The sequence below is a fragment of the Hymenobacter sp. genome (assembly GCF_036388155.1).
In the GTDB taxonomy this organism is placed as follows: Bacteria; Bacteroidota; Bacteroidia; order Cytophagales; family Hymenobacteraceae; genus Hymenobacter.
This window is the reverse complement of record NZ_DASVSI010000127.1, coordinates 1-22,728: the sequence shown is the minus strand read 5'-3', so window position 1 is coordinate 22,728 and position 22,728 is coordinate 1. Positions and strand designations below refer to the sequence as shown.

General features: G+C 60.9%; 20 protein-coding genes and 1 pseudogene. 6 read left to right on the top strand and 15 right to left on the bottom strand.

Annotated elements, in window-relative coordinates; translation table 11 throughout:
* Nucleotides 1-7: 7 nt before the first annotated feature.
* On the bottom strand, nt 8-859 hold the full coding sequence (gene hisG / locus VF629_RS17670) for an ATP phosphoribosyltransferase (RefSeq protein WP_331059819.1): 852 nt from the start codon (nt 857-859) through the stop codon (nt 8-10).
* Between the two features lie 427 nt (nt 860-1,286).
* On the opposite strand from hisG, the gene VF629_RS17665 reads away from it, so the two are divergent.
* Nucleotides 1,287-1,874: a Crp/Fnr family transcriptional regulator gene (locus tag VF629_RS17665; RefSeq protein WP_331059818.1), complete on the top strand. Its 588-nt coding sequence runs from the start codon at nt 1,287-1,289 to the stop codon at nt 1,872-1,874.
* A gap of 62 nt (nt 1,875-1,936) precedes the next feature.
* Complete coding sequence (locus tag VF629_RS17660) at nt 1,937-3,463, top strand: FAD-binding oxidoreductase (protein WP_331059817.1); 1,527 nt, start codon at nt 1,937-1,939, stop codon at nt 3,461-3,463.
* Between the two features lie 26 nt (nt 3,464-3,489).
* Here VF629_RS17660 and VF629_RS17655 read toward each other — a convergent pair whose 3' ends face one another.
* Entirely contained in the window at nt 3,490-5,976 is a 2,487-nt protein-coding gene (locus VF629_RS17655) for a TonB-dependent receptor (RefSeq protein WP_331059816.1), read from the bottom strand.
* Between the two features lie 100 nt (nt 5,977-6,076).
* Nucleotides 6,077-6,799, bottom strand: coding sequence for a ribulose-phosphate 3-epimerase (gene rpe / locus VF629_RS17650; RefSeq protein ID WP_331059815.1), 723 nt, complete (start codon nt 6,797-6,799; stop codon nt 6,077-6,079).
* 129 nt (nt 6,800-6,928) lie between these two features.
* On the opposite strand from rpe, the gene VF629_RS17645 reads away from it, so the two are divergent.
* Nucleotides 6,929-7,525 (top strand): hypothetical protein, encoded by a 597-nt coding sequence (locus VF629_RS17645; protein ID WP_331059814.1) that lies wholly within the window; start codon nt 6,929-6,931, stop codon nt 7,523-7,525.
* Here VF629_RS17645 and trmB read toward each other — a convergent pair.
* The 8 genes from trmB to VF629_RS17605 all read right to left on the bottom strand — a co-directional run bounded on the left by trmB (nt 7,522) and on the right by VF629_RS17605 (nt 18,252).
* Nucleotides 7,522-8,187, bottom strand: coding sequence for a tRNA (guanosine(46)-N7)-methyltransferase TrmB (gene trmB / locus VF629_RS17640; protein WP_331059813.1), 666 nt, complete (start codon nt 8,185-8,187; stop codon nt 7,522-7,524). The genes VF629_RS17645 and trmB overlap by 4 nt on opposite strands.
* 39 nt (nt 8,188-8,226) lie before the next feature.
* A complete protein-coding gene (locus VF629_RS17635) occupies nt 8,227-9,540 on the bottom strand; it encodes a folylpolyglutamate synthase/dihydrofolate synthase family protein (RefSeq protein WP_331059812.1) in 1,314 nt (437 codons plus the stop codon).
* Between the two features lie 71 nt (nt 9,541-9,611).
* Complete coding sequence (locus tag VF629_RS17630) at nt 9,612-10,562, bottom strand: hypothetical protein (RefSeq protein WP_331059811.1); 951 nt, start codon at nt 10,560-10,562, stop codon at nt 9,612-9,614.
* A gap of 41 nt (nt 10,563-10,603) precedes the next feature.
* Nucleotides 10,604-11,023 (bottom strand): biopolymer transporter ExbD, encoded by a 420-nt coding sequence (locus VF629_RS17625; protein WP_331059810.1) that lies wholly within the window; start codon nt 11,021-11,023, stop codon nt 10,604-10,606.
* Nucleotides 11,024-11,125: 102 nt separating this feature from the next.
* Complete coding sequence (locus VF629_RS17620) at nt 11,126-11,821, bottom strand: MotA/TolQ/ExbB proton channel family protein (protein WP_331059809.1); 696 nt, start codon at nt 11,819-11,821, stop codon at nt 11,126-11,128.
* A gap of 8 nt (nt 11,822-11,829) precedes the next feature.
* Nucleotides 11,830-13,041: an SPOR domain-containing protein gene (locus VF629_RS17615; RefSeq protein WP_331059808.1), complete on the bottom strand. Its 1,212-nt coding sequence runs from the start codon at nt 13,039-13,041 to the stop codon at nt 11,830-11,832.
* A 104-nt stretch (nt 13,042-13,145) separates the two neighbouring features.
* Nucleotides 13,146-14,915: a hypothetical protein gene (locus tag VF629_RS17610; protein WP_331059807.1), complete on the bottom strand. Its 1,770-nt coding sequence runs from the start codon at nt 14,913-14,915 to the stop codon at nt 13,146-13,148.
* 70 nt (nt 14,916-14,985) lie between these two features.
* Nucleotides 14,986-18,252 carry a tetratricopeptide repeat protein gene (locus VF629_RS17605; RefSeq protein ID WP_331059806.1) on the bottom strand — a complete coding sequence of 1,089 codons (3,267 nt, stop codon included), beginning with the start codon at nt 18,250-18,252 and terminating at the stop codon, nt 14,986-14,988.
* Between the two features lie 248 nt (nt 18,253-18,500).
* On the opposite strand from VF629_RS17605, the gene VF629_RS17600 reads away from it, so the two are divergent.
* Together VF629_RS17600 and VF629_RS17595 are read left to right on the top strand one after the other, a co-directional pair.
* Complete coding sequence (locus tag VF629_RS17600; RefSeq protein ID WP_331059805.1) at nt 18,501-19,046, top strand: DUF4136 domain-containing protein; 546 nt, start codon at nt 18,501-18,503, stop codon at nt 19,044-19,046.
* 13 nt (nt 19,047-19,059) lie between these two features.
* A complete protein-coding gene (locus VF629_RS17595) occupies nt 19,060-19,599 on the top strand; it encodes a 2'-5' RNA ligase family protein (protein WP_331059804.1) in 540 nt (179 codons plus the stop codon).
* Between the two features lie 83 nt (nt 19,600-19,682).
* Here VF629_RS17595 and VF629_RS17590 read toward each other — a convergent pair whose 3' ends face one another.
* The 4 genes from VF629_RS17590 to holA all read right to left on the bottom strand — a co-directional run bounded on the left by VF629_RS17590 (nt 19,683) and on the right by holA (nt 22,236).
* Nucleotides 19,683-19,880, bottom strand: coding sequence for a hypothetical protein (locus tag VF629_RS17590; protein ID WP_331059803.1), 198 nt, complete (start codon nt 19,878-19,880; stop codon nt 19,683-19,685).
* Between the two features lie 112 nt (nt 19,881-19,992).
* On the bottom strand, nt 19,993-20,727 hold the full coding sequence (locus VF629_RS17585; RefSeq protein ID WP_331059802.1) for an ATP-grasp domain-containing protein: 735 nt from the start codon (nt 20,725-20,727) through the stop codon (nt 19,993-19,995).
* 2 nt (nt 20,728-20,729) lie between these two features.
* A complete protein-coding gene (locus tag VF629_RS17580) occupies nt 20,730-21,107 on the bottom strand; it encodes an immunity 22 family protein (protein ID WP_331059826.1) in 378 nt (125 codons plus the stop codon).
* A 70-nt stretch (nt 21,108-21,177) separates the two neighbouring features.
* A complete protein-coding gene (holA, locus tag VF629_RS17575) occupies nt 21,178-22,236 on the bottom strand; it encodes a DNA polymerase III subunit delta (protein ID WP_331059801.1) in 1,059 nt (352 codons plus the stop codon).
* A gap of 152 nt (nt 22,237-22,388) precedes the next feature.
* On the opposite strand from holA, the pseudogene VF629_RS17570 reads away from it, so the two are divergent.
* Nucleotides 22,389-22,728: pseudogene (locus VF629_RS17570) on the top strand (tyrosine--tRNA ligase); the annotation flags it as partial.

Here is a 22,728-nt window from a genome sequence, read left to right as displayed (position 1 = left end):
TAGCAGGCTAGGCAATCATTTTTTCAATGGGCAGCACCAGAATGCCTTCGGCACCCACGGCCTTGAGCTGGCTGGTGATGTGCCAAAACTCGTCTTCTTGCACCACCGACTGCACCGACACCCACCCGGCTTCGGCCAGCGGCGTCACCGTGGGCGACTTGATGCCGGGCAGCAAGCGGCGCACCTCGTCGAGGGCCGCGACGGGGGCATTCAGCAAAATGTATTTGCTGCGCTTGGCCCGGCGCACGGCCTGCATGCGGAAGCGCAGCTGCTCGAGCAAATCGGTTTGCTCGGCGGTGAGGTTGGGCTGGGCAATGAGCACGGCCTCGGAGCGAAACACGGTCTCGACTTCGCGCAGGCCGTTGCCCAACAAGGTAGAACCGCTGCTCACAATGTCGCAAATGGCCTCGGCCAAGCCAATGCTGGGCGCGATTTCGACCGACCCGCTGATGGTGTGCAAGTGCGACTGCACGCCGTGCTCGGCCAAATAGCGGCCCAGGATGTTGGGGTACGAGGTAGCGATGTTTTTGCCTTGCAGCGCCGCAATCGAGGCGTAGGCGTCGGCGCGGGGCACGGCCAGGCTCAGCCGGCACTTGCTGAAGCCAAGCGCTTCCACTTCCAGGGCCGGATAGCCGGCTTCAACCAGTACGTTTTGGCCCACGATGCCCAAGTCCGCCACGCCGTCCTGCACGTAGCCGGGAATGTCGTCGTCGCGCAAAAACAGGATTTCGAGCGGAAAATTGGTGGCCTCCGTTTTGAGCTTGTAGGAGCTGCTGATAAAGTTGATGCCGCATTCGCGAATGAGGGCAAGAGAATCCTCGCTCAGGCGACCGGACTTTTGAATGGCTAATCGAAGCATGAAAGAAGTAAAGGCGGGCCGCATCCCGGTTGGGGTGCCTATCCATTCGCGGGCGGCAACGGGAGCCGCGCGTCGAATTACCCAGAAGTGGAGGTGTGAAGCCCCTCGCCGGCATGGCCCAGGGCGCGGCGGTGGAGGCGCGAGCGGCCGGTGCTAGCTTAGCACCCGGCGCACAGCCCGGCCCCCCACAGATGGTGGTGATGGTGCACACCCACGACGGCCCGACGGCTCCCCAAAGGGGCAGAAGCTACAGCGCTATCAACGGCGGGGGAGTAAAACATCGGCCGCAAAGATATGACGGAAAGCCAAACGGCCGTCAACCAATGACCAACTTTGATTTCGCTGCTCCTTGCCAATGCGTGATGGATAAAGGTTGCGGTTGAGAATAAACGGTCAACAACGCCGTATTTGCCTGAAATAACCGAGCATGACCGATTTAGTTGCTTTTCTCGCAACCTTGCACCCCTTGAGCCAAGGCCTGACTGCAGCCCTGCTGGAGAACACCGTGCAAGAGGCTTTGCCAGCGCGCCATTTGCTGCTGCGGCCCGGCCAAGTGGCACGCCGCGTGTATTTCCTCGAAACGGGGCTGGTGCGCGGCTACACGTTGCTGCACGGCCGCGAAGTATCCTCCTGGTTTATGCAAGCCGGGGATTTTGTTATCTCCATTGTCAGCTTTTTCACCCAGCAGCCTTCCGAGGAATACCTCGAATTGCTGGAGCCGGCCCACATGCATTCCATATCCTCCGAAGGCCTGCAACGCCTTTATAACGAGTTTCCCGAATTCAACTACATTGGCCGCCGGCTGATGGAAAAATATTACGTCCTCAGTGAGCAGCGCGCCCAACGCCTGCGCTCGCACACGGCCGCCGAGCGCTACGAGTTGTTGTTGCGCGACTTCCCCACCATTTTTCAGCGGGTGTCGGTGCAGCACATTGCTTCCCACTTGGGCCTTGCGCCCGAAACCCTGAGCCGCTTGCGAGGCCGCTCCGGCCCGCCGCGCGCCGAGCGAAAATGACCATTGTCAGGAAATTACCTGAACCTTCAGCAGTCCTTTGCCGCTCACTTACGCGTTGCGCCATGGGTTCCCGTTGGAAAAAAAACGTTTGGCTGGGCCTGCTGGCCGTGGTTGGGTTGGTTTTTGGGGTTGCAATTCGGCCGGCTACGCACTTGTGGCAAGCCCGCGCGCTGGATACAGAGCAATCATATTCACCGGGCCCGGGCCGGGCCGATGACGTGAGCCGCCTCAACCCGACCGTCATGCGCACCATCGCCATCGACCCGGATTCGGCCGTGGCGCTGCGGCAAATTCGGCAGTTGCTGCTAGTGGCGCAAGCCCGGCACCTGCCGGTCGCCCTGGCCGGTGCCCACCACAGCATGGGCGGCCACACCCTCGCCCCCAACGGGCTGCGGCTGGACCTCCGGCCTTTTAAGTACCTGTCCCTCGACACCGTTTCGAACGTGCTGACGGCGGGCAGCGGCGCACGCTGGGCCGACATCATTCCGTACCTGAACCACCATGGCCGGGCCGTGGCAACGATGCAGTCGGATAATGTTTTTACGGTGGGGGGCTCGCTGAGCGTGAATTGCCACGGCTGGCAACCCAACCAACCGCCCATTGCGGCCACGGTGGAATCGGTGCGGGTGCTGCTGGCCGATGGCCGCCTGCTGACGTGTAGCCGGCGCGAAAACCGCGAACTGTTTGGGCTGGTGCTCGGCGGCTACGGCCTGTTTGGCATCATCCTCGAGGCCCGGCTGCGCACGGTGCCCAACGAAGTGTACGCCTACGGCCGGGTGGCGGGCCCGGCGGCAGATTACGTGCGTACCTACCGTCAGCACGTCGACGCCAACGCGCGGGTCCACTTGGCCTACGGCCGGCTCAATGTGACCCCTACCAACTTTTTGGAACAGGCCACGCTGCATTATTTCGCCACCAAACGCCGCGCCGCGCCCGGGCAGCCCCTCGCCACCCCAGGGCTCACCGAGTTCAAACGCACCGTTTTCGCGGGGTCGAAACACGACGCCTACGGCAAGCAGCTGCGCTGGGACCTGGAGCAATTGTTTTCCCGGGCCCAGGCCGGCAAAGAATTTTCCCGCAACGAAATCATGAACGAAAGCCCGGCGCTTTACCTCAACCGCTCGGCTAACCAAACCGATATCCTGCACGAGTACTTCATCCCCGCCCGTAACTTTAATGCCTTCCGGCGGGCGCTGCAACGGCGGGTGCCTCGCTACCAAGCCGACTTGCTGAACATCACGCTGCGCAACGTGTACGCGGACACCGACACGTTTTTGCCCTATGCGCGGGAAGAAGTATTTGGATTTGTGCTCTTCTTCAACCAAGCCCTGGGCCCGGCGGCCGAAGCCGACATGGCCGCCCTCACCCAGGAACTTATTGCCGAAGCCGAGCAGCTGGACGGCACGTACTACCTGCCGTACCGCTTGCACGCCACCCCGGCGCAACTGCGCCGGGTGTACCCGCAGTTTCCAGCGTTTGTGCGGTTAAAACGACGATACGACCCACAAGAGTTGTTCCAGAGCCGGTTTTACCAACGCTACCGCACAACGGTTGACGTGAGCAGTGCTCCGGTCACAAGCCTGCCATAGAGTGGCGGCACGAAGGGACACAAAACCTAAAAACGGGCTATCAACCGCAGGTTGACCAGGCGCTGCGAAAGGTAGCTGGGCACGGAGTAGGTCACGCCGTTCACGTCCTGTAAGTAGTTGTAACCCGCCACGTTATTGGCGGCAAACACGTTCAGAATCTCCAAGCCTAGCCACAAGCTGTCGAAGCTGTAGAAATGGGCTTTGGGGGCGTTGTTATTTTTTAAGCCGATAACCTTCGAGAAGCCTAAGTCGACCCGCTTATAGGTTACGGAAAGCGCGTTGATGCCGCGCAGCTCGGGCTCGTTGGGCGGGCTAAACGGCAGGCCCGACCCAAGGACCATGTTGACGTAGCCCCGCACCGACGGATTGTTGGGCAAATGGTCTTGGAAAAACACGCCCACGTTGATGCGCTGGTCCTGCGGCCGGCGAATGTAGCCTTTGTTATCCCCGTCAATGTCTTCGCGCGTGCTGAGGACGCCCAGGCTGAACCAGGATTCGGCGCCCTTCACGAACTCGCCGCTCAGGCGGGCGTCGAATCCGGCGGCGTAAGCCCGGGCGTTGTTTTTAGCGAAATAGCGCAGCCGGACGTTGTCGACGTCGTAGGGCACCACGTCCGTGAGGTGCTTGTAGTAAGCCTCGGCTGAAAATTTGAATGGCCGGTCGAATTTCAGAAAGCTGATTTCCTTGCCCACGATGAAGTGGTAGGATTTCTGGGCGCGCAGCGCGGGATTGAGGAAGGCGGTCTGCACGCCGTTCTCGATGGTGGTTTGGTCGCGCAGCTCGCGGTAAAAGGGCGGCTGATAATAGACGCCCACGGCGGCTTTGAACGAACGATTGGGGTGCTGCCGGCTGATTTGCGAGAACTGCACGCGGGGACTGATGACCAGCTGCTCGTTGGTGGTCCAGTAATGCGCCCGCACGCCGTAGGTGAGGGTCCGCAGCGAGTCGATGGCCCAGGTATCTTGTACAAAAGCTTGGCTGCGGGTGCTCAGCAAGCCCAAATCGGAGCGCAAACGCAGGCGGCGGGCATCGGGCACAAAGTCGGCGGAGTCCGCAAAGCTGTACTCATCCAGCGTGTCCTCAATCTTTTCACGGCCGATTTTTACGCCCCAGCGCACGGAATGAGCGGCGTTGGGCAGCCAGCGGCCGCGGGTTTCGGCCGTGTAAATCTGGGCGGTCAGGGCGTTGCGCGAATGCTTGAACTGCGAGCCGATGTCGCGTTGGCGAATGGGCTGATTGAAATCGAGGGAACTGGGGTCGCGGTTGATTTCGGCGAACGTGTAGGCGGCTTCCACGTCGCGCAACTCAAATTCCCGCGAAATCAACGCCGAGCCCAACAGCTCCATTTGCAGGCGCGGCGAAAAATCATGCTTCAGGTTCAGCCCGCTCTGGTAGGTATCGAACTGCATGCGCTCGCGCCCGGCGTAACCAATAAAAACGCGCGTCAGCTGATTGGTGCCCGTGGAAAAGGTGGCTTGGCCGGTTTCGGGCGAGAAACGGTAGTCGTTGTGCGCCACCACGCCCAGCAGGCCCAGGGTGGTGCGCTGCAGGTCGTCGGCTTTGCCCAGCCCGATGTTCACAAATGCTTGCGCGTCGTAAAACGTGGGGTTGTAGCCTCCCTGGGCCTGTTTCAACGAACTGAGGACGTACTGGGCGTTTTTGTAGCGCACGCCCGCCAAGTAGCTCACCCGGCCGTTGGCCGAGCGGGCCTCCGCGTGCGCGGCACCGCCCACCAAGCTCCCGGTGAGGGAAGCGGCAAATTTCTCCGGGGTTTTGTACTCCACGCTCAGCACCGAGGAGAGCCTGTCGCCGTACTTGGGCTGCCAACCTCCGCTGCTGAATTCCACCTGTTTCACCAGGTCGGGGTTGATGAAGCTCAGACCCTCCTGCTGGGCGGAGCTAATCAGAAACGGCCGGTAAATCTCGAAACCGTTGACGTACACCAGGTTTTCGTCGTAGTTGCCGCCGCGCACGTTGTAGGTGCTGCTCAGCTCGCTATTGGACGTTACCCCGGGCAGGGTTTTGAGAATGGCGTTAAAATCCCCAAAAGCCGAGGGTATCTCCTTGGCTTGGCGCGGGTCGATGCGCGTGATGCTGACCTGCTCGCGGGTGTCGGCCTGCTCGGAGTGGCCCAGCACGCGCACGCTTCCCAGGGCTTTGGTGTCGAGGCGCATGACCAGCTCCAGCGGCTGCTGGGCGTCTTCGGGCAAACGAAGCGGCACCCGCAACGACAAATACCCCAACCGGCGAATCACCAGCACGGTGGCTTTGCCGGGTTCGGGCAGCCGCACCGGCAGGGAAAACTCACCTTTTGCATCAGTAGTGGCCCCACCGGGTTGGCCCTCCACTCCTACTACGGCCAGTTCCAGCACTTGGCCGTTGGCGTCGCGCAAGGTCCCGGTCACCGTTATTACCTCTGGCAAGGCAGCCTGCTGGGGCGCGGTTGGTTGTTGGGCAAACGAACAAGGTGCCGCCAGCACCAATCCCCCAAGCACCGCCGCAGATAGCAGCAAGCGACTGCCTCCTCTTAGTTTTTTCCTCATGGACGGGGCCGGCGGGCGGCTCGGGGTAGCGGGGTGGTTCACGATGGGCAAGAACGGGGAGTCGGCGGCGCTATTGCTTGCGGCTGCCATCGAAGCCTTCGGCGGCGCTGGCATCCAGGGCTTGCAGGTGGTCACGCAGGGCCGCCAGGGTAGCCACCGGGCCGGCCGGGGCACTAAATACGAAGTTACCGGCCACCAGCACGTCGGCGCCGGCTTCCACCAGGGGGCCCGCGTTGGCCAGGCTTACGCCGCCGTCTATTTCAATCAGCGCATCCGAACCCGCGTCCAGCAGCAGTTCCTTCAGCATAGCCACTTTTTTCAGGGTGTTTGGGATGAAAGCTTGTCCGCCAAAGCCGGGGTTCACCGACATGACCAGCACCACGTCCAGGTCGGCCGCGATGTCCTCGAGCAACGCCACCGGCGTGTGCGGGTTCAGCGCCACCCCGGCCCGGCACCCCAGCTGCTTGATTTGCTGCACCACGCGGTGCAAGTGCGGGCAGGCTTCGTAATGCACGGTGATGTTGGCGGCGCCCGCATCGCGGAAAGCCGACAAATAGTGCTGCGGCTCTTCTATCATCAGGTGCACGTCGAGGGGCTGCTTGGCGTACTTGGCCACGGCCTGCAGCACGGGCAAGCCAAAGGAGATGTTGGGCACAAACCGGCCGTCCATCACGTCGAAGTGCAGCCAGTCGGCGGCGCTGGTGGCCAGCCGCTCGGTTTCGGCTTGCAGGTTGGCCAGGTCAGCGGCGAGAAAGGACGGGGCCAGCAAAGGGGCGCGGCGAGGTGCGTTCATGGGCACGAAGATAAGGCCGGGCCCGCGCAGGTTACACGCCCCATCCCACGCGAAGAGACTACTTTTGCGCCTCTCTCGAATGTCCCTTTTGGCTGGCTTCCGGGAGTGCCACCCCTCTCTGCTTTCCTTGTGCCCCACTTAGTCCCCCTGCTCATCCGCGGCATCAATAACCTGTCCGACGCCCGCTACTGCGCGGGCATGGGCGCCGACAAACTCACCTTTGTCCTCGACCCCGCCCTGCCCGACCACCTCGACGTGAAGACCGTGAAAGAGCTAGCCGGCTGGGTAGCCGGAGTTGAACTACTAGGTGAATTCGACCAACTAAGCGCGCCTGAAATCAACGCCATAGCAGCCAACTGCGGGTTGGACGCGGTGCTGCTCCACTCCTTCCGTACCGAGGCGGAGCTGGCCGAAATAGCCCCGCCGGTGTACATGGAAGTACCGTTGGAGTCAGTGCTTGCCGGTGGGTTGGCCATTGCTTCCGCGACCGGCATTGTGGTGGCGATGCCGGGCTTGGTCGCCCCAGAAACGCAGGAGCAATTACGAGCAATCGGCCAACAACATCCCCTCTGGCTGGGCCCCGGACTGGAGCCTGCGTTAGCCCAGGAACTAGCCACCGGTTTGCCGCTGGCCGGCCTGTTCTTTCCGTCGGGCAATGAAGTGAAACCCGGCCTTCGGGACTTTGACCAGCTCGAAGCCGTGTTTGAGGCGCTCGAAGTCGATTAAGTCAGGCGAAACTGCACGTACTTAATCGGAACACCCACCGCGCGATACTTGCCCTCAAAATTGGTTTGAATGGCTTGAGCCTCGGCGAATTCCGGCGCCGTTTCGGCGTATAAGTCCCGCGTAGCGCGCTCCACCAACGCTCCTGGCCGCGCGGACAGGGTTTCGAGCGTGTACTCGAACAACCCGTCATTGTCGGTTTTGAGGTGCAGCAATCCGCCGGGAGTTAACAATTGTTCATACAGCGCCAAAAAACGGGGTGATGTGAGCCGACGCTTGATGTCGCGGTCCCGTGGCCGCGGGTCGGGGAACGTAATCCAGATTTCATCGAGCTCCCCCGCCGCAAACTGCGCCGCCAGGGCTTCGGCCCGCATCCGGACAAAGCCGACGTTGGTGAGGCCCATTTCGGCGGCGCGGGTGCTGCCCCGCCAAATTCGCTCTCCCTTGATGTCGAGGCCCAGGAAATTACGATTGGGGTGGCGCTGGGCCAGCCCGACCGTGTATTCGCCCTTGCCACAGCCAACCTCCAGGGTTAACGGATGGGGCTCGGCAAAAAAAGCGGTGCGCCACCGGCCGCCGAGCTGTTCGTATTCGGGCTTGCCCGGCTCAATGATGTCGGGGCGGGTGGCGTTGTCGGTGAAACGCTGAAGTTTAACGCGAGGCAAAACGGATTGGTAAAGCTTGATAGATAAAACGGCCGGCCCTTACACTGCTTGGTAGAGGTCCTCCACTTCGGCCACCACGAACGTACTGCCGCCGATGAACACGACATCGTCGGGGCCAGCTTCATGCCGGGCGGCCCGAACGGCGTCCATCACCGAGTCGTGCGCCTCGCCGTGTAAGCCGGCAGCTGCGGCCAGCTGTTTCAATTCTGCCGCCGGCAGTGCGCGGGGAATGTTGGCCGCACAAAAGTAATAACGACCTTCCGGCGGCAGTAAGCGCAGCATGCCGGCCACGTCTTTGTCGTTGACGGTGCCCAGCACCACGTGCAGCTGGTTGTGCGGCGTCTGCCGCAGCTGGGCCACCACTGCCGTCAGGCCAGCGGCGTTGTGGGCCGTGTCGCACACCACAAGGGGGCGCCGGCCAATGACACTCCAGCGGCCGCGCAACCCGGTGAGCTGTGTCACCTGACGTAAGCCGGTGCGCACCGCCGCTTCCGTAACACGGAACCCTTGGGCCCGCAGCTCATCCAACGTAGCCAATACGCCGGGCAGGTTGGCCTGTTGGTATTCGCCCGCCAAACCCAGCTCTGCGTTTGGCAAATACGGCCGGCCATGCTGAGTCACGGCAACGGGGCGCAAAGCAGTCTCGGCCGAAGCCGGCGCGGTGAAAGCTGCCTGGTAAATGGTGTCAGCAAACACTAGATGGGAAAGATTCGCGGCGGCCTCACGCTCAAAAACTCCCGCAACCTCCGGTTGGGTTTGGCTCACCACCACGGGCACGCCTGCTTTGATGATTCCTGCTTTTTCGCCGGCAATTTCCGGCAGCGTGTTGCCAAGCAGGGCTTGGTGGTCGAAGCTGATGTTGGTGATGAGCGAAACCAGCGGCGTGATGATGTTGGTAGAATCGTACCGGCCGCCCAGGCCCACTTCCACCACGGCAATGTCTACCCGCTGCTCGGCGAAATAAGAAAAGGCCAAAGCCACGCACATCTCAAAAAAAGACGGTTGCACCTGCTCAAACAGCGGCCGCCAGCGAGCCACCCACTCCACCAGATACTCCGGCGAGATTTCCTGCCCGTTCACCCGCACGCGCTCGGTGAATTCGCGCAGGTGAGGCGACGTGTAGAGCCCCACTTTATAACCCGCCGCCTGCAGCACGGCCGCCAGCAGGTGCGAGCTGCTGCCTTTGCCGTTGGTACCGGCCACGTGCACGCTTCGGAATTTCTGTTCCGGGTGCCCCATGGCCTCGGCCAGCGCCAAGGTGTTGCCCAGCCCCTTTTTGAAGCCCGCCGCCCCCACTCGCTGGAACATGGGCAGTTGCTCGTAGAGGTAACGTAAGGTTTCAGAATAGGTCACTCGATAAATGAAACGGTGGTAAGGGCAAACTGATAATTGCCATTTGAAACATCTCCGAATGGCGTAGCGCTTTAACGCACGGTGTACCTGAAATTATAAAATCCCGTAGCCCGTCCACTTATGCCGTTAACATTTCGAAATGACGCCTTTAACAAGGCATCGCGTACGGCTTTGGCTTGTTCTGCAGAGATGCTACCCGAAACTTTAGTAACAGACTCTACCTCTCCGTTGGCGTCAATGACAATTCTAAACCGAGCGATGCCGTTATTATCGTCAAGTTTAGGAATCTCTGGAACATTTGCCACTGCCCAGCCGCTCATCTCCAAACCGCCGCTGCCGGGGCTGCTGCCGCTGCCGCCGCTGCCAGGCGAGCCATACAGCGCTTTTGCGTCCAATGAACCGTTAGGGTCGCCTTGGTCGCCGGTGGCGCCGGGCCGGTCGCCGTTATTGTTTCCGGTTGGCTCGTTGCTGCTTCCGTTCACGCCGTTGCCACCGCCGGTTTTATTTCCATTCGGAGAATAAACGGCAATTGGTTTCCGAGCGGGCCGCGGGGCAGGCTTGACTTCCTCCTTGGGCGGCGCGGGCGTTTCGGTGGGCGTTTCCGACACGCCGCTTTCTTCGGCCTCGCTGGTGATGATTTTCTCCTGGGCCGGCGGCGTGGGTTCCGGGGTTGCGGCCACTTGTGGGCGCGGGGCTGGGTCCGGGCTGGCTACGGGCGGGCGGCTGTCAACCCGGTTAGGCGAATTGTTGGCTGTCGCCATGCTTTGCACGTCGCCGGAACCAGCTTCGTCAAGGCCGTAATTCAACTCGACGCCATCGCCGCCGATGGCCTGAAGCGGCGGATTGGGCCCTTTGAAAACCATGAACATGAAAAGCAGCAACAGCACCCCATGGATAACCAAGGTGCCAATCAGGCCTTCGCGGCGGTGCGGTTCTTGATAGTCAATAGCCATTGTTGATGTGCTGATTGTTTGCCGTGCCGATGTGCTGTTTTCTACGGCATTTCTGACTTCTTCAGTCAAGCCCTATCATCAGCACATCAAATAATTACCTTATGAGCAAATTATTTACTGGCTGCCTGCTGGGCCTGTGTGGCCATCACCATTTTCAGCTTGAGGCGGTTGCCAATCTCTAAAATGTCAACCAGCTTCTGAACGTTCAACGAGTTGTCGACGCGCAGCACCACGGTGGGCTGTTCGGCGGTGGTCGCCGTGCCCACCAGGGCCACCAACTCCGGCTCAACTGAGGCAGGGTTTACGGGCTTTTTATTGACGAAATACGTGCCAGCGGCATCCACCGATATGGTTATAGGCTGCTTCATCACCTGCTTGCTCGACTTGGCGTTTGGCAGCAACAACTTGATAACGTTGGGGTTGACAAGCGTGGACGCAATGAGAAAGAACAACATCAGGAAGAACATGATGTCGTTCATGGCGCCGGTTTCGACGTGCGAAGTAAGGCGGCGGCGGCGTGAGAGGTTCATGGGCTGATGTGCTAATGAGTTGATAAACCAATGTGCTGATGCTCCGTGTGGCTGAATAATCGGCCCTCGTCACATCTGCACATTCGTTAATCAGCAAATCAATTAATTGTCCTGGAGAATGTCCATGAACTCAATGGCCGAGTTTTCCATGCGAAACACCATGCGCTCGACCAAGATGCTGAGCCAGTGATACCCCACGTGGGCAATGATGCCGACGATGAGGCCCGTGGCCGAGGTCACCAGCTTGACGTACAAGCCGTCGGCCACTTGCGGAATGCCAAACTCCTTGGTGGCGGCAATGGAGTAGAAAATCTTGATTACCCCAATGATGGTGCCCACAAAGCCAATCATCGGCGCGATGCCGGCGATGATGCCCAGGATGCTGATGTTCTTTTCGAGGCGGGCAATTTCAATTTTACCCACGTTTTCTACGCTGGTTTCAATCTCCTTCAGCGGCAGGCCGATGCGGCGCAGGCCTTTCTCAACCATCCGCGCCAAGGGCGAAGACGTTTGGGCGCACAAGAGTTTGGCGCCGGCCAAGTCCCCCTTCACCATCAGCGAGCGAATGCCATTCATGAACGAATCGGGGTCACCGGCGGCGCGACGGATGGTGAAGTAGCGCTCGATGATGATGTACACCGAAAGGATGGAAAGGGCTACCAGCGGGACCATTATCCACCCCCCACGCAGTATGAGGTCGATAATGGGAACATCGGCTTGCACTACCGGAGCGGCCGAAACGGCGGTATTAACGGAATCGGCCGCGGTGGCACCTGCTTGCAAGAGGAAAACGGACATGCGAAGAATTAAAATTTCAAGGTATTGTAGTCGCTACGCGTGGTTACGCGAAGCCGCCGGGCTTCACGTTGGGCCGAAGCCAGGTCGGGGTAATCAGCGGCAGTGAGACGGTACAACCGGCTGCCAACAGGCGGCAGGATGATGCGGGCGGGAAGGCCAGCTTTGAGGAGGTTTTGACGGCCGCGCTGGGCGCCGCCCAAGGAGCGATAAGCCCCGGCAATGACGTAATAACGGCCCGTACGGTTTTTAATTGTGGTTGAGCTTGTGGCGGCAACCGAGGCTTTTGTTACTGCGGGGGCCTTGGCAACTGGTTCCGAAGTGGCAACAGTCTTGGCAGGAACACTAGCGGCTTTGGCAGCAGCCGGAGCGGCTGCAACCGTAGTGGACGCAACAGGCGCATCGACAGTAGTAGCCGGTGTAATACTGCTTTCTGGTTGCGAGTTAGCAGCATTTACTGGCACCGCTACTTCAGGTGCAGTCGGTGCTTCGGCAAGAGGGGTCATGCCTTCTGATGCGACCGAACCGCTGGCGAAATCGTGCTGTGCCAAGGTAGCCAGCTGCGGCTCTGCCACGGTGGCGGCGGGCGTCGCGCGGCTGGTGGCCCATTCCAAGCGGGGCAATTGGGTCTGCCAACTGGTGGGCAAGTAGCCGGCGTTGAGGGCAACCTGGTAGTTGACCAATAGGAACAGCCCCGCTACCACGGCAATGGCCCCGGCCGGCACTAGCCGAGCCCAACGCGAACGCCGCGCGGTGGCAGTGCGCAAAGCCGGCTGGAGGCGTTTGGTGCGGGCGTCGTTGGTGCGCACCGGGCGCGCCACCAACTCCGGCAGCCCGAAAGCCGACGCCAACAGATTGTCGGTGCCCGTGTACTCGAAGGCCAACCCACGGCCCGCGGCGCGGCGGAAAATCCCGATTCCCGGCAGCTCGGTGCGGTTGGTCTCGGCCAGTTCTTGCTGCAAACCGGCCACGGCCGCGCGCACGGCATCCCGAGCTTGCGCAATGGACAAGCCCAGGTGCTGGCTCAGGGCGTCGACGAGCAGGCCGTCGTTGCGCGTGAGGGCTTGGTTGAAAGCGACCAGTTTGGTGGGCGGGCTCAGGGCCTGGCGGCCGGGCTGCGCCCGCGCCGGCGACACGTCGGCAACCAGCCCCCCGAAATCCGGGATAATCACGCAGTCGTGGTCACGGAGCAAGGGACGGATGTGGTCGGCGAGGTGTATCATGGGAACTCAGGATAAATGAGAGCGAAAACGCAAGGACCGTAAGCGACTTACCCAATGGCACTTACTGGCTTGCGCATCCGCTACTCGTCAGGCGGTATGCAATTTTAGAAGGAGTAAGTAGCTCCAGCCAACACGTTGATGCCTTTTACCGGATACCCGTAAAAGCGCTGATACTGGCGGTTGACCAAGTTATTACCCATTGCAAAGATGGATATTTTTGGCGTAATGCGGTAGTCAGCGCGCAGGTTCAGGTCGACAATTGGGTCGGTGGCGCGGTAGAAATCGGGCACCCGCGCCTCCCCCGGATTGGTGGCTGGGCGGTAGCTGATGCCGTAGCTGGCCGCATAGAAATACCCTTCCACGCCCAGAGCGAGCTTCTCCAGTACGTTGAACGTGCCAAAGACCGAGCCTTGAAACTCGGGCCGATGAAACGGCTGGGGCAGGTTTTTCAGCGCGTACTTGTTGTAGTCCATCCGCGAGCCCAGCCGGAATTTCTCCGTGACATTGTATAACAGCTCGCCGTGGATGTTGAGGACGCCGGTGGCGTTTTGGTCGTACACCAAATCAAATTTGGTGGGGTCCACGGGGTTGTTGAGGTAGAAATACAGGTTGCGGTCGCGGGCGTAGGTGGCGCGCACGTTCAGCTCCAGCCCGCGGGCAGGCGTTGAATTGAAGCCGGCGTAGATGGTGGGCCCGCGGTGGGTGTCGGCCACGTTCAGGCCGCGGTTGAGCCAGGGGTTTTCGGTGGTCAGGTCGTAGCGCGTCACGCGTTGCAGCGCCCCGCCCAGGCCGGCATACACGGCAAACCGCTCGGGCTCCACGGTGTAGCCCAGCCGCACGGCGGGATAAACGACGCCGCGGCTGACGTCGGTGGTGGTGTCGGAGGAATAGCCCAGCGTGGCGCCCACCGAGAAAGCAACGCGCTTACTCACAAACTCATACGCGGGCGTGGCCTGCACAAAGGTCCGGCTTCGGGTTACGGCCGCGGCGTTGGGCCGCTGCTGGGTGCCGGGCGCGAGGTCTTTTTCCGAAATGAACGAGGCGTCGGCCGCCACGGTCACCCGGCTGGCATCGCCCAGCGCGTAGCCCACTTTGGCGTTCAGCAGCACGTTGTTCTCGTTGGCCCCAAATTGGTCTTTCCAAAACCGGTAGCCGATGCCCGCGTCGTACTGCAGCACTTGGTCGGGGGCGCGGTTGTGGGTGTATCCCTTCACCGCAAATCGGTTGAAAGTTTGCCTGATGTCGGCCACTTCGGGAGTGGGCGGTGGCGGGGAAGTATTCGCGGCTTTGTCGTAGCCGTAGAAGCGGTAGCTCTCGCGGCCCAGGTCCACGGTGGCGCCAAACGCGGCCGTGCCCCGGTACAACTCGCCCATGAGGTGGGCGCTGGTTTGGGCCGTAGCCGAGTTTTTGCCATCGACCGGCCCGGTTAGCGAGTTGATGTGCTTGATGTCGAGGCCGTACGCGTGGTCAGTATTTCGGGTGCTGTGGAAGTAGCCGCGGCCGTAGAAGGTGCCGTAGTTGCCCAGGCCGGCCTTCAGGAAGTTGCCGTCCAACGGCTCGGGTTCTTCGGCCCGAATGGTCAGCACCTTCACGGAAGGGTTGAGGCGGTCGGCGGGCAGGCGGAAATCGGGGAAAGTATAGGTGACTTTGCGCTCGGTTTTGGGCGGCGCAGGGAGTTTGATTTTGTCGAAGTTGCGGGTGGCCTCGGGCAATTGGTTGACCCGCTCCTTCACGATTTCAATTTCGGCCTCCTCAATCTGACCCGTTCTTTTCTTGGGGGGTTGGGTTTGGGCAAGCGCTGCCGGCGTGGCCGCTGCAACCAGTGCGCCCGCCAGCACCAAGGAGGCCACGAAGCTGGTTTGGGAACGTTTCACCGCCCGGGTTTTAAGTATCAACAAACGCTTCATCAGCAAATGGTTAGTCTATGAAAAGGAAACGCCGAGCTTAGCGCTGGGTGGTATCGGCCGGGGCCGTGGTGTTGCCGCGCAGGGTGCTTTTTGGCGCAGCGGCTTTGCTTTTGGCCGGCGCAGGCGTGGCTGCGGGCTTGGTGGCAGGGGCGGTGGCGGGCGGCGTAGTGGTTTTGGTGGGTGCCTTGGCCGGGGCCTTGGCGGGCGTTTTGGCTGGGGCAGGCTTGGGCGCCGCGGGTGCTTCCTCGGGCTGGTCAGCACCCAGCGTTTTGAGGCGTTGCTTGGCGGCCTCCACTATCTCCGCAACCGGGAAGTTGTTATCAATGATGGAATTGAGCGTGCCACGGGCCTGGAAGTTGTCGCCTTCGGCGGCGTACACCTCAGCCACCAGCAGGAAGGCCCGGCCTTGCCACAGGCTGTAGCTGTTGAAGTCGGAGTTTACCTTCAGCGCCGCGGCAATGGCTTCCTCGTTTTTCTTCTGCTTAAAGAGGGTTTCCGCCAGGTAGTACTGCGCTTCGGCCCCGTTGATGTCGTTGGGTGCCGCTGCAACGGCCGCGGCTAGCTCGGTGGCCGCTTGGTCGTAGCTCTCGGCCCGGAAGCTGGCTTTGCCCAAGTATAGCAGCGCGGCGTTGGTGGCGTTGGCCGTGGCGCCGGCTTGGGCGCGAAGCTCCTCGGCCACGCGGCGGGTGCCGGGGTAGTCGCCGCTCTCAAACAAGCTGCGCATTTGGCCCAAGGTGGCGTTGGCCACTTCGCGGCGATTGGTGCTGGCCCCGCGCAACCGCTCGTATAGTTTGGCAGCTTCGGCGTAGCTCTTGTTCTCGAATTCTAGGTCGGCCAGTCGGCCCACCGCCCGATTCAAGAACTCGCTTTTGCCTTCGGTTACGACGGCGCGCAGGCGGGTGAGGCCTTGTTGCTTGTCGCCGGTTTTCAGGTAAGCATCGGCCAGAAAGAACCGGGCGTCTGCTCCCAGAGCCGAGCTGGGGTACTGCTTCAAGTAAGACTCCAGGCGCAGAATGGCGGGCTGGTATTTCTCAGCCAGATACAGGGACTTGGCCGCTTCAAATTCCACGCTTTCGGTGGCTTTGCTGTCGGGGTTTTGCGCCTTAAACGAGGCCAATGCAGCATCAAACTCTTCGGTGCGGCCCAAGGCCGTGAGGCTTTCCTGCAGGCTATAGAGTGCCTGCGAGGCGGCCTCGCTGCGGGGGTAGCTCGTGAGCACGCGCTGGAAGTCGGCCACGGCTTTGTCCTGCTGTTGCAGGTTGGCGTAGGCCACGCCGCGCTTCTGCAAGGCCTGGGGCACCAGCGGGCTGTTGGGGCGGTTTTCAATCAGCCGGCCGAAGCCCGTGGCCGCGGCCTGGTACTCGCCGGCTTCAAACGACAGCTGGGCCTGTTGGAACACGGCCTCCTCGGCGTAGCGGGAATTGGGGCTGGTTTTGAGCAGCGAGTTTAGGGTGTTGTTGGCCTCGTCGCGGCGGCCCATCAGGCCCAGCGTCCGGCCTTTCTGGTAGTAAGCGTAGTCCTTGTCGGCGGCATTGGCCTTGATGACTTTATCGTACAAGTCCAGCGCCTGCGGGTAGCTTTTCGCCACGTAGTAGGTGTCGGCCAAGCGCAGGGTGGCGTCGTAGTAATTGGGGTCCGACGGCTTGGCGTCTTTGTCGTTCAAAAAGGCCTGAAACTGCGGCCGGGCGCGGTCGTACTGCTTGGTGTTGTAGTACGCGTAGCCCAAGCCGTAGCGGGCTTTCTGTTCAAAATCAGCTTCCTCCGCGCTCACGCCTCCTTGCCGGGCCGACCGGGCCGCCGCCACGTAGGCATTGATGGCATCCGGGTACTGCTGCCCCACGCTGTAAATCTCGCCGCGCAACACCTGGGCCGCCGCGCGCAGCCCGTCGTCCGCCGGGAATTTCAGGGATTTGTCGAGCAGCGGCAGGGCGGCGCCGTAGTTGCCGTTGTTATAAAGCGTGGCTGCCTGCGAGTAGGCCACGCGCTGGTAGGTGGCGTTGAGCTTGTCGCTCCGGTCTTCCACGCTTTCGAGGTAGGCCAGGGCCTGAGAATAATCCGACGAAGACAAAAAGCTGGTGCTGAGCAGTTCGTCGACTTGGGCCTGGTTTTGCGAACGCGGGAATTTCTGGCGAAAATCGCGCAGCACGGCAATGGTTTCGGGCAAGTTGCCCAGCTCGTACTGCACCTGCCCCAGTTTGAAGGTGGCGTTTTCGGCAATGGCCTTGTCGAAGGTGGCCTGGCGGGCTGCTTCGAAAGCCGTTACCGCCTGCGGCTTCTGATTGGCTTGCACGTAGCTCAACCCGAGGTGATACGCGGCGTTTTGGCCCAATGAATCGCGGCGCACGGCCACGTTTTTCAAGTTGTTGATGGCGCCCTTGAAGTCACCCATCTTGTAGTTGGCGAAACCAATCTTGTACTGGAGGGTCGGCTCGATGCGGTTTTTGTGGATGGCCGCGTACTTGTCGAAGTTCTCGGTGGCCTCCTTGTACTGGCCTTTTTGGTAGTATGCGTCGCCAAGCAAGAGCTGAATTTCGTCGGAATTCTGCGGCGGGGGCGTGTTTTGCAGGGCTTTGGACGCGTAGCCAATCAACCCGTCGTAGTTGCCTTCCTTGTAGTATATCTGCGCCATCACGGCGGGCACCACCGGCTTGTAGGCGTCGTTTTGTTCGGCCACGCTCAAATCGGCGCGGGCCGCGGCGTAGTCGCCGGCGCGGTAGCCCAGGTACCCGGCGTAGTACGAGCTGGCGTACTTGTACTCGCTTTGCACCTGCTTGGTGCGGTCGAAAAGTAAGCGCGCTTTTTCGTAATCCTTCTGCTCGAAATAACTGTAGGCCAGCTTAAAGTCCGATTCGGCCCGTTGGTCGGTGGTCAGATTGTCGGGCGCGACGCGCTGGAAATAACGGATGGCAGCCTCGTAGTTCTTCTGGTCGAAGTAGAATTTGCCCAGCTCGAAGTACGCCACGGCGGAGCGGGGGTGCGCCGGGTGCTGCTCGGCGAAATCCAGAATCAGGCCTTCGGAGTCGGGATGAAGCAGGTAGAGGCCGCTGACGGCATAATAGTACTCGGCGTCGGCGGTGCGGTCGTGGGCGGTGGGGCCAGCCTGGCTGGTGTGGACGGGCTCAATGGCCAAATACTGCCGGAATGCCTCTTGGGCCGCGCCGTACTGCCCGCGGTCAAACAGCTCCAATCCCTCTTGAAAGAACCGCTCGTCGGCGGCAAAAACTTGGGTCTGCTGGGCCTGGGCTGCCATGGGCGCCGCAGCGCTTAAGGCGGCGGCCAGCGCCAGCCGGGGAAATAGGTTCATGTAAATACCTTGCGTGGAGGGGCCGCACAGGACCCGGGAACTGGCCAAAAGTAACGAATAATGGCCGTAGGTTGCCCAATCAACGCGGAATGGGCTGCTTCGTTGCCAAGCTCGGCCATTTCCAATGACCTTTTCAGGGCTGAAGCGCCAATAAGCTCCTCCGCAGCCTCTGGGGAGCCCCGAACGTATACCGGGGGCCGGGGCCTTTTCTGGGCACCGGTCGTCCCCTGGTTCTTGCTTGCTCTGTTATGAAATATCTCCTGCACCTCCTGCTTTTACTGGGCCTCGCCGCCTGTGCTTCCGAACAAGTGCAATATGCCAACCCCCAGGCCAACGTCGATTTTCGCGCGTACAAAACCTTCAACTTCATGGACGTCACGGCCCGCAACGACGCTGCTTTCGAAGGTCCGGGCACCGGCATCGAAACGCTGAAGCAAGCCATCGGCCGCGAAATGACCCGGCGCGGCTATCAGCAGTCGGATACGCCCGACCTGCTGGTCAACATCGGCGTGGTTACCCAGGACAAGGTGCAAACCCGCGAAACCACGCTGCTGCAAGATGCCCCGCGCTACATTGGGCAGCGCAACTACCACTGGCGCAGCCAGCAGGTACCGGTGGGCCGCTACGAGGAAGGCACGGCCACGGTCGAAGTTGTCGATGCGGCCCGCAAAGAAGTCGTTTGGGAAGGCTCGGTGAAAAGCGTCCTCACCCGCGACGCCGCCAAGCTCACCAAACGCATCAACGAGGCCATTACGGCCCTCTTTGCCAAGTACCCCGTGGAGCCGGGGCAGTAGCACAACCTCGCCCATGCACCCGCTCTATTTGGTCGCCCTCTTGCCGCCCGAGCCCGTTCTTTCTGAAGTGTGGGCGCTCAAGCAGGAAGTGCACGCCTTGACTGGTAGCCGCAACGCCGTGCGGCTGCCGGCCCATATCACCCTCATTCCGCCCCTGCGCCGGCCCGAAGCGGTTGAACCCAACTTAGTGTCGAGCCTCACGGCATTCGCGGCCACCCAAGCCAGCTTTCGCGTGGGGCTCGACGGGTTTGCCTGGTTTGGCAATCGGACTTTGTTCGTACACGTCAGTCAGCCCGACGCCGTGCGGGCGTTTCATGCGGCGCTCACGGCGTGGTGCGCAACGCATCTGCCGGAGATTCCGGCTGAAAAGCGGCCGTTCACCCCGCACATGACGTTGGCCACCCGCGACCTGCCCCCGGCACAGGTACCCGCGCTGCGCCAGCAGTTCGCGTCCCGCTCCTACGCCGCCGACTTTGCGGTGCAGCAGCTCACTTTGTTTCGGCACAACGGCCAGCTTTGGCAGCCCCGGGCCACGTTTGAGCTGAACTCCTGAAATACCAACGCCCGCTTATCCATTCCGCATGTAGCGCGAACAGATAAGCGGACGTGGTACCATTACTCTAGTTCAGCCTGAGGCTACTTAACGACTCCGGGGAGGTTGCGGCCCTTGGACCGGTTGTAGAGATACGCCGCGCCGGCGGCCAGCAGCGCGCCACCTAGCACGTTGCGCGTGGTGTTGGAACCACCCGGCATGGAGGGCATAGAACCGCCCCGAAACAAGCTTGACAGCATACCGCCCAACGAACCGCTCGGCTTTTCAAATTCTTGGCTCATGAGTGAAACAGGTTTAAGGTGAAACACCTGTTTGGTACGGCCGGAGGGTAGCGGTTGTTGCTGCCAAAGGTCCGTTCCAGGTGGATTGGCCCGGCCACGAGGCGGGAGATACTCAAAAATTGCAGTAATCTTCGCTGCCCGTCATCTCAGCCCAGCGTGCCGACAAAAACTTGGCATACGCCAGCGGCATCAGGCCGTAAGCCCCCAGCGAATGGCCGTCGTTTACTTCCACCACCACGGTTTTGCCCGCTGCGGTGCAGCCAATGTCCAGCGCAAAGGCGGCCGGCGCTTCGGGCAAATAGGCTGCCAGCGCTTGCTCCACCACGGCCGCGTCGAAGTGAGCCCGCCAGTCCCCTTTGTAGGGCCGGGCATCCAGAATACGGCCGTAGCGCACGAAGCAGCGCCACTCGGCCACGAACTGCACGGGTTCAGCGCACCACACCGGCGTGTCTTGGTACTGGTCGCCACAGCCTAACAGGTCGCGCAGACTGCGCACCAGCACGCCCGTAAATTTCTTGGCGTCGTGAATTGGCTTCACAAATACCGGCCACTGGCTGGCATCGGTCGCCACGGCATTGATGGTGCTCTGCCACAGCCGGCGCCCCAGAAAAGGCATTAGCGCCGTAGGGTAGCCCAGCTCGGCGGGCACCGCCAAGCCCAACCCCCGCAGGCTGGCCCTCACGGCGGCAATGTGGCCCACCACTACCTCGTCGGGCGCGTTGTCGCTTACCGGCGCTTCGTCAGTATAGGGCACAATTTCCCAGCCCATTTGCTGGAAACCGTCCATGGCCAGGTAGTTGTTGACGCTCTGGGGCAGACCGTGGGCAAAGTGAATGTGGGCGCGCATGGTTAGCGGTTGTCAAAAGCCCCAAGGTAGGCCAACCCGTTGTATTTCTTCGCCGAATCGGCTACGCTCAAATCGGAATCTGTGTAATAGAAGAGCGCATTTGCTTCATCAATGCCCAGTTCTTGGCACTTGCTCATTATCAGTTGTCCAGCAGTTTTCGACGCGAGGGGTAACTCTTCGACTGCCGTGGCCAAGTCACGGATGTTCTCGTTGTAATACGTCCCAATCAAGTCGTCATCATACCACTTGGTTCCGACGTCTTTGTCAAACTGGCTGGCTCCTATTCCGGCATCGCGGTCAACCGGGTTGATGGCAAAATACGCGTAGAATTCCTCCGCGCTTTTCCGGCTCAGGCCAATCCATATATGGATGGTATCCATCACGCTGTAGGTGCTAACCATCTTTTCATCCGTTTTATAGGTGCCAATTTTTATAGGTACCAATTGTCGCTTACCCCAGCACGCCTTCGGGCACGTTGTGCAGAATCAGCCACACCAATTCCCGGAGAATCTCCTCGTCGTCCATCGAGCCGCTTTCGATGCCTTTGCTCTGCGCATCGGCCCGCCGTATGTCGTGGATGATGCCCACCACCCGCTCCGCCGGATACGCGCGCAGGGCCTGCTGGTACTCTTTTTGGGCAAAGCTGTTCATGATGCCCAGCTTCTTGAACTCGCCGTCCGACGGGTTGGGGCCGGCCTGGTGCAACACCAGCAGCTTGCTGAAGAACCCAAACAGCAACGTCAGATTGGGAATGAGCGGGTTGGCCTTGGGGTTGGCGGCGAAGTAGCCCAGAATGCGGTTGGCCTTCAGCACGTCGCGCTGCACCAGCGCCTTTTGCAGCTCAAAAATGTTGTAGTCCTTGCTGATGCCCACCAGCCGCTGCACCAACTCCTCGTCGATGGGTTGGCCGGGCTTAAGGTTGAGGACCAATTTATCGACCTCGTTGGCCAAGCGGCCCAAGTCGGCCCCAATGTATTCGGCCAGCATGGCGGTGGCCTGCCCCGTGATTTGGTGGCCGCGTCCGCGCACGTTAGCCGTCAGCCACTGCGGCACCTGGTTGTCGTAGAGCTTTTTGCTGGTCATCAGCACGGCGGGCGTCTCTTTCCCGCTCAGCAGCTTGCCCAGCTTTTTGCGGCTGTCCAGGGTTTTGTGCTTGTAGCAAAACACCAGTACGGTGCTCGAGAGCGGGTTTTTGAGGTAAGCCTCCAAGAACGGCCAACTCCGCTCCTGCTCCAGGTCGGCCACGGTTTGGGCTTCTTTCACGATGACGACCGACCGCTCGGCCATCATGGGAAACCGCTTGGCCTGGCCCAGAATCGCGGCCACGTCTACGTCTTTGCCATACACCACCACTTGGTTGAAGCTGCGCTCGTGCTCGGCCAACGCGGTTTTTTCAATTAAGTCCGCCACCACGTCGATGTAGTACGGCTCTTCGCCCTGCAAGAAATACACGGGCTGAAACTGCCGCTGCTGGAGCTGCTTGAGGAGGGCGTCGGCTTCTTGTAGCAATGGGTGAATGGGTGAATGGGTGAATGGGCGAATGGGCGGTGGCTCCATTCTTTCGGGCTGGCAAAGGTAAAGCCACCTAGTACCTTTGGGGCCACGTTTTACGGGTGAACCGCGTTTCCATTCACCCATTCACCCATTCACCCATTCACCCATTGAACCTTATTGAAGAACTTACTTGGCGCGGCATGTACCACGACGCCATGCCCGGCACCGCCGAACACCTGGCCACGAACGCCCCCATCACCGGCTACATCGGCTTCGACCCCACGGCTGCTTCGCTGCACATCGGCAACCTGGCCACCATCATGCTGCTGGTGCATCTGCAGCGCGCCGGCCACCGCCCCGTGGCCCTGGTGGGCGGCGCCACCGGCATGATTGGCGACCCCAGCGGCAAGTCGGCCGAGCGCAACCTGCTCGACGAGGAGACCCTGCGGCGCAACCAGGCCGGCATCAAGGCCCAGTTGGAGAAGTTTCTCGACTTCACCGAAGGCC

Coding starts and splice junctions, on each gene's coding strand:
- VF629_RS17615 (WP_331059808.1), bottom strand. CDS start 13,041: ATGATACACCTCGCCGACCACATCCGTCCCTTGCTCCGTGACCACGAC.
- VF629_RS17620 (WP_331059809.1), bottom strand. CDS start 11,821: ATGTCCGTTTTCCTCTTGCAAGCAGGTGCCACCGCGGCCGATTCCGTT.
- VF629_RS17595 (WP_331059804.1), top strand. CDS start 19,060: ATGCACCCGCTCTATTTGGTCGCCCTCTTGCCGCCCGAGCCCGTTCTT.
- rpe (WP_331059815.1), bottom strand. CDS start 6,799: ATGAACGCACCTCGCCGCGCCCCTTTGCTGGCCCCGTCCTTTCTCGCC.
- VF629_RS17625 (WP_331059810.1), bottom strand. CDS start 11,023: ATGAACCTCTCACGCCGCCGCCGCCTTACTTCGCACGTCGAAACCGGC.
- VF629_RS17600 (WP_331059805.1), top strand. CDS start 18,501: ATGAAATATCTCCTGCACCTCCTGCTTTTACTGGGCCTCGCCGCCTGT.
- VF629_RS17665 (WP_331059818.1), top strand. CDS start 1,287: ATGACCGATTTAGTTGCTTTTCTCGCAACCTTGCACCCCTTGAGCCAA.
- VF629_RS17660 (WP_331059817.1), top strand. CDS start 1,937: ATGGGTTCCCGTTGGAAAAAAAACGTTTGGCTGGGCCTGCTGGCCGTG.
- hisG (WP_331059819.1), bottom strand. CDS start 859: ATGCTTCGATTAGCCATTCAAAAGTCCGGTCGCCTGAGCGAGGATTCT.
- VF629_RS17585 (WP_331059802.1), bottom strand. CDS start 20,727: ATGCGCGCCCACATTCACTTTGCCCACGGTCTGCCCCAGAGCGTCAAC.
- VF629_RS17580 (WP_331059826.1), bottom strand. CDS start 21,107: ATGGATACCATCCATATATGGATTGGCCTGAGCCGGAAAAGCGCGGAG.
- VF629_RS17605 (WP_331059806.1), bottom strand. CDS start 18,252: ATGAACCTATTTCCCCGGCTGGCGCTGGCCGCCGCCTTAAGCGCTGCG.
- VF629_RS17590 (WP_331059803.1), bottom strand. CDS start 19,880: ATGAGCCAAGAATTTGAAAAGCCGAGCGGTTCGTTGGGCGGTATGCTG.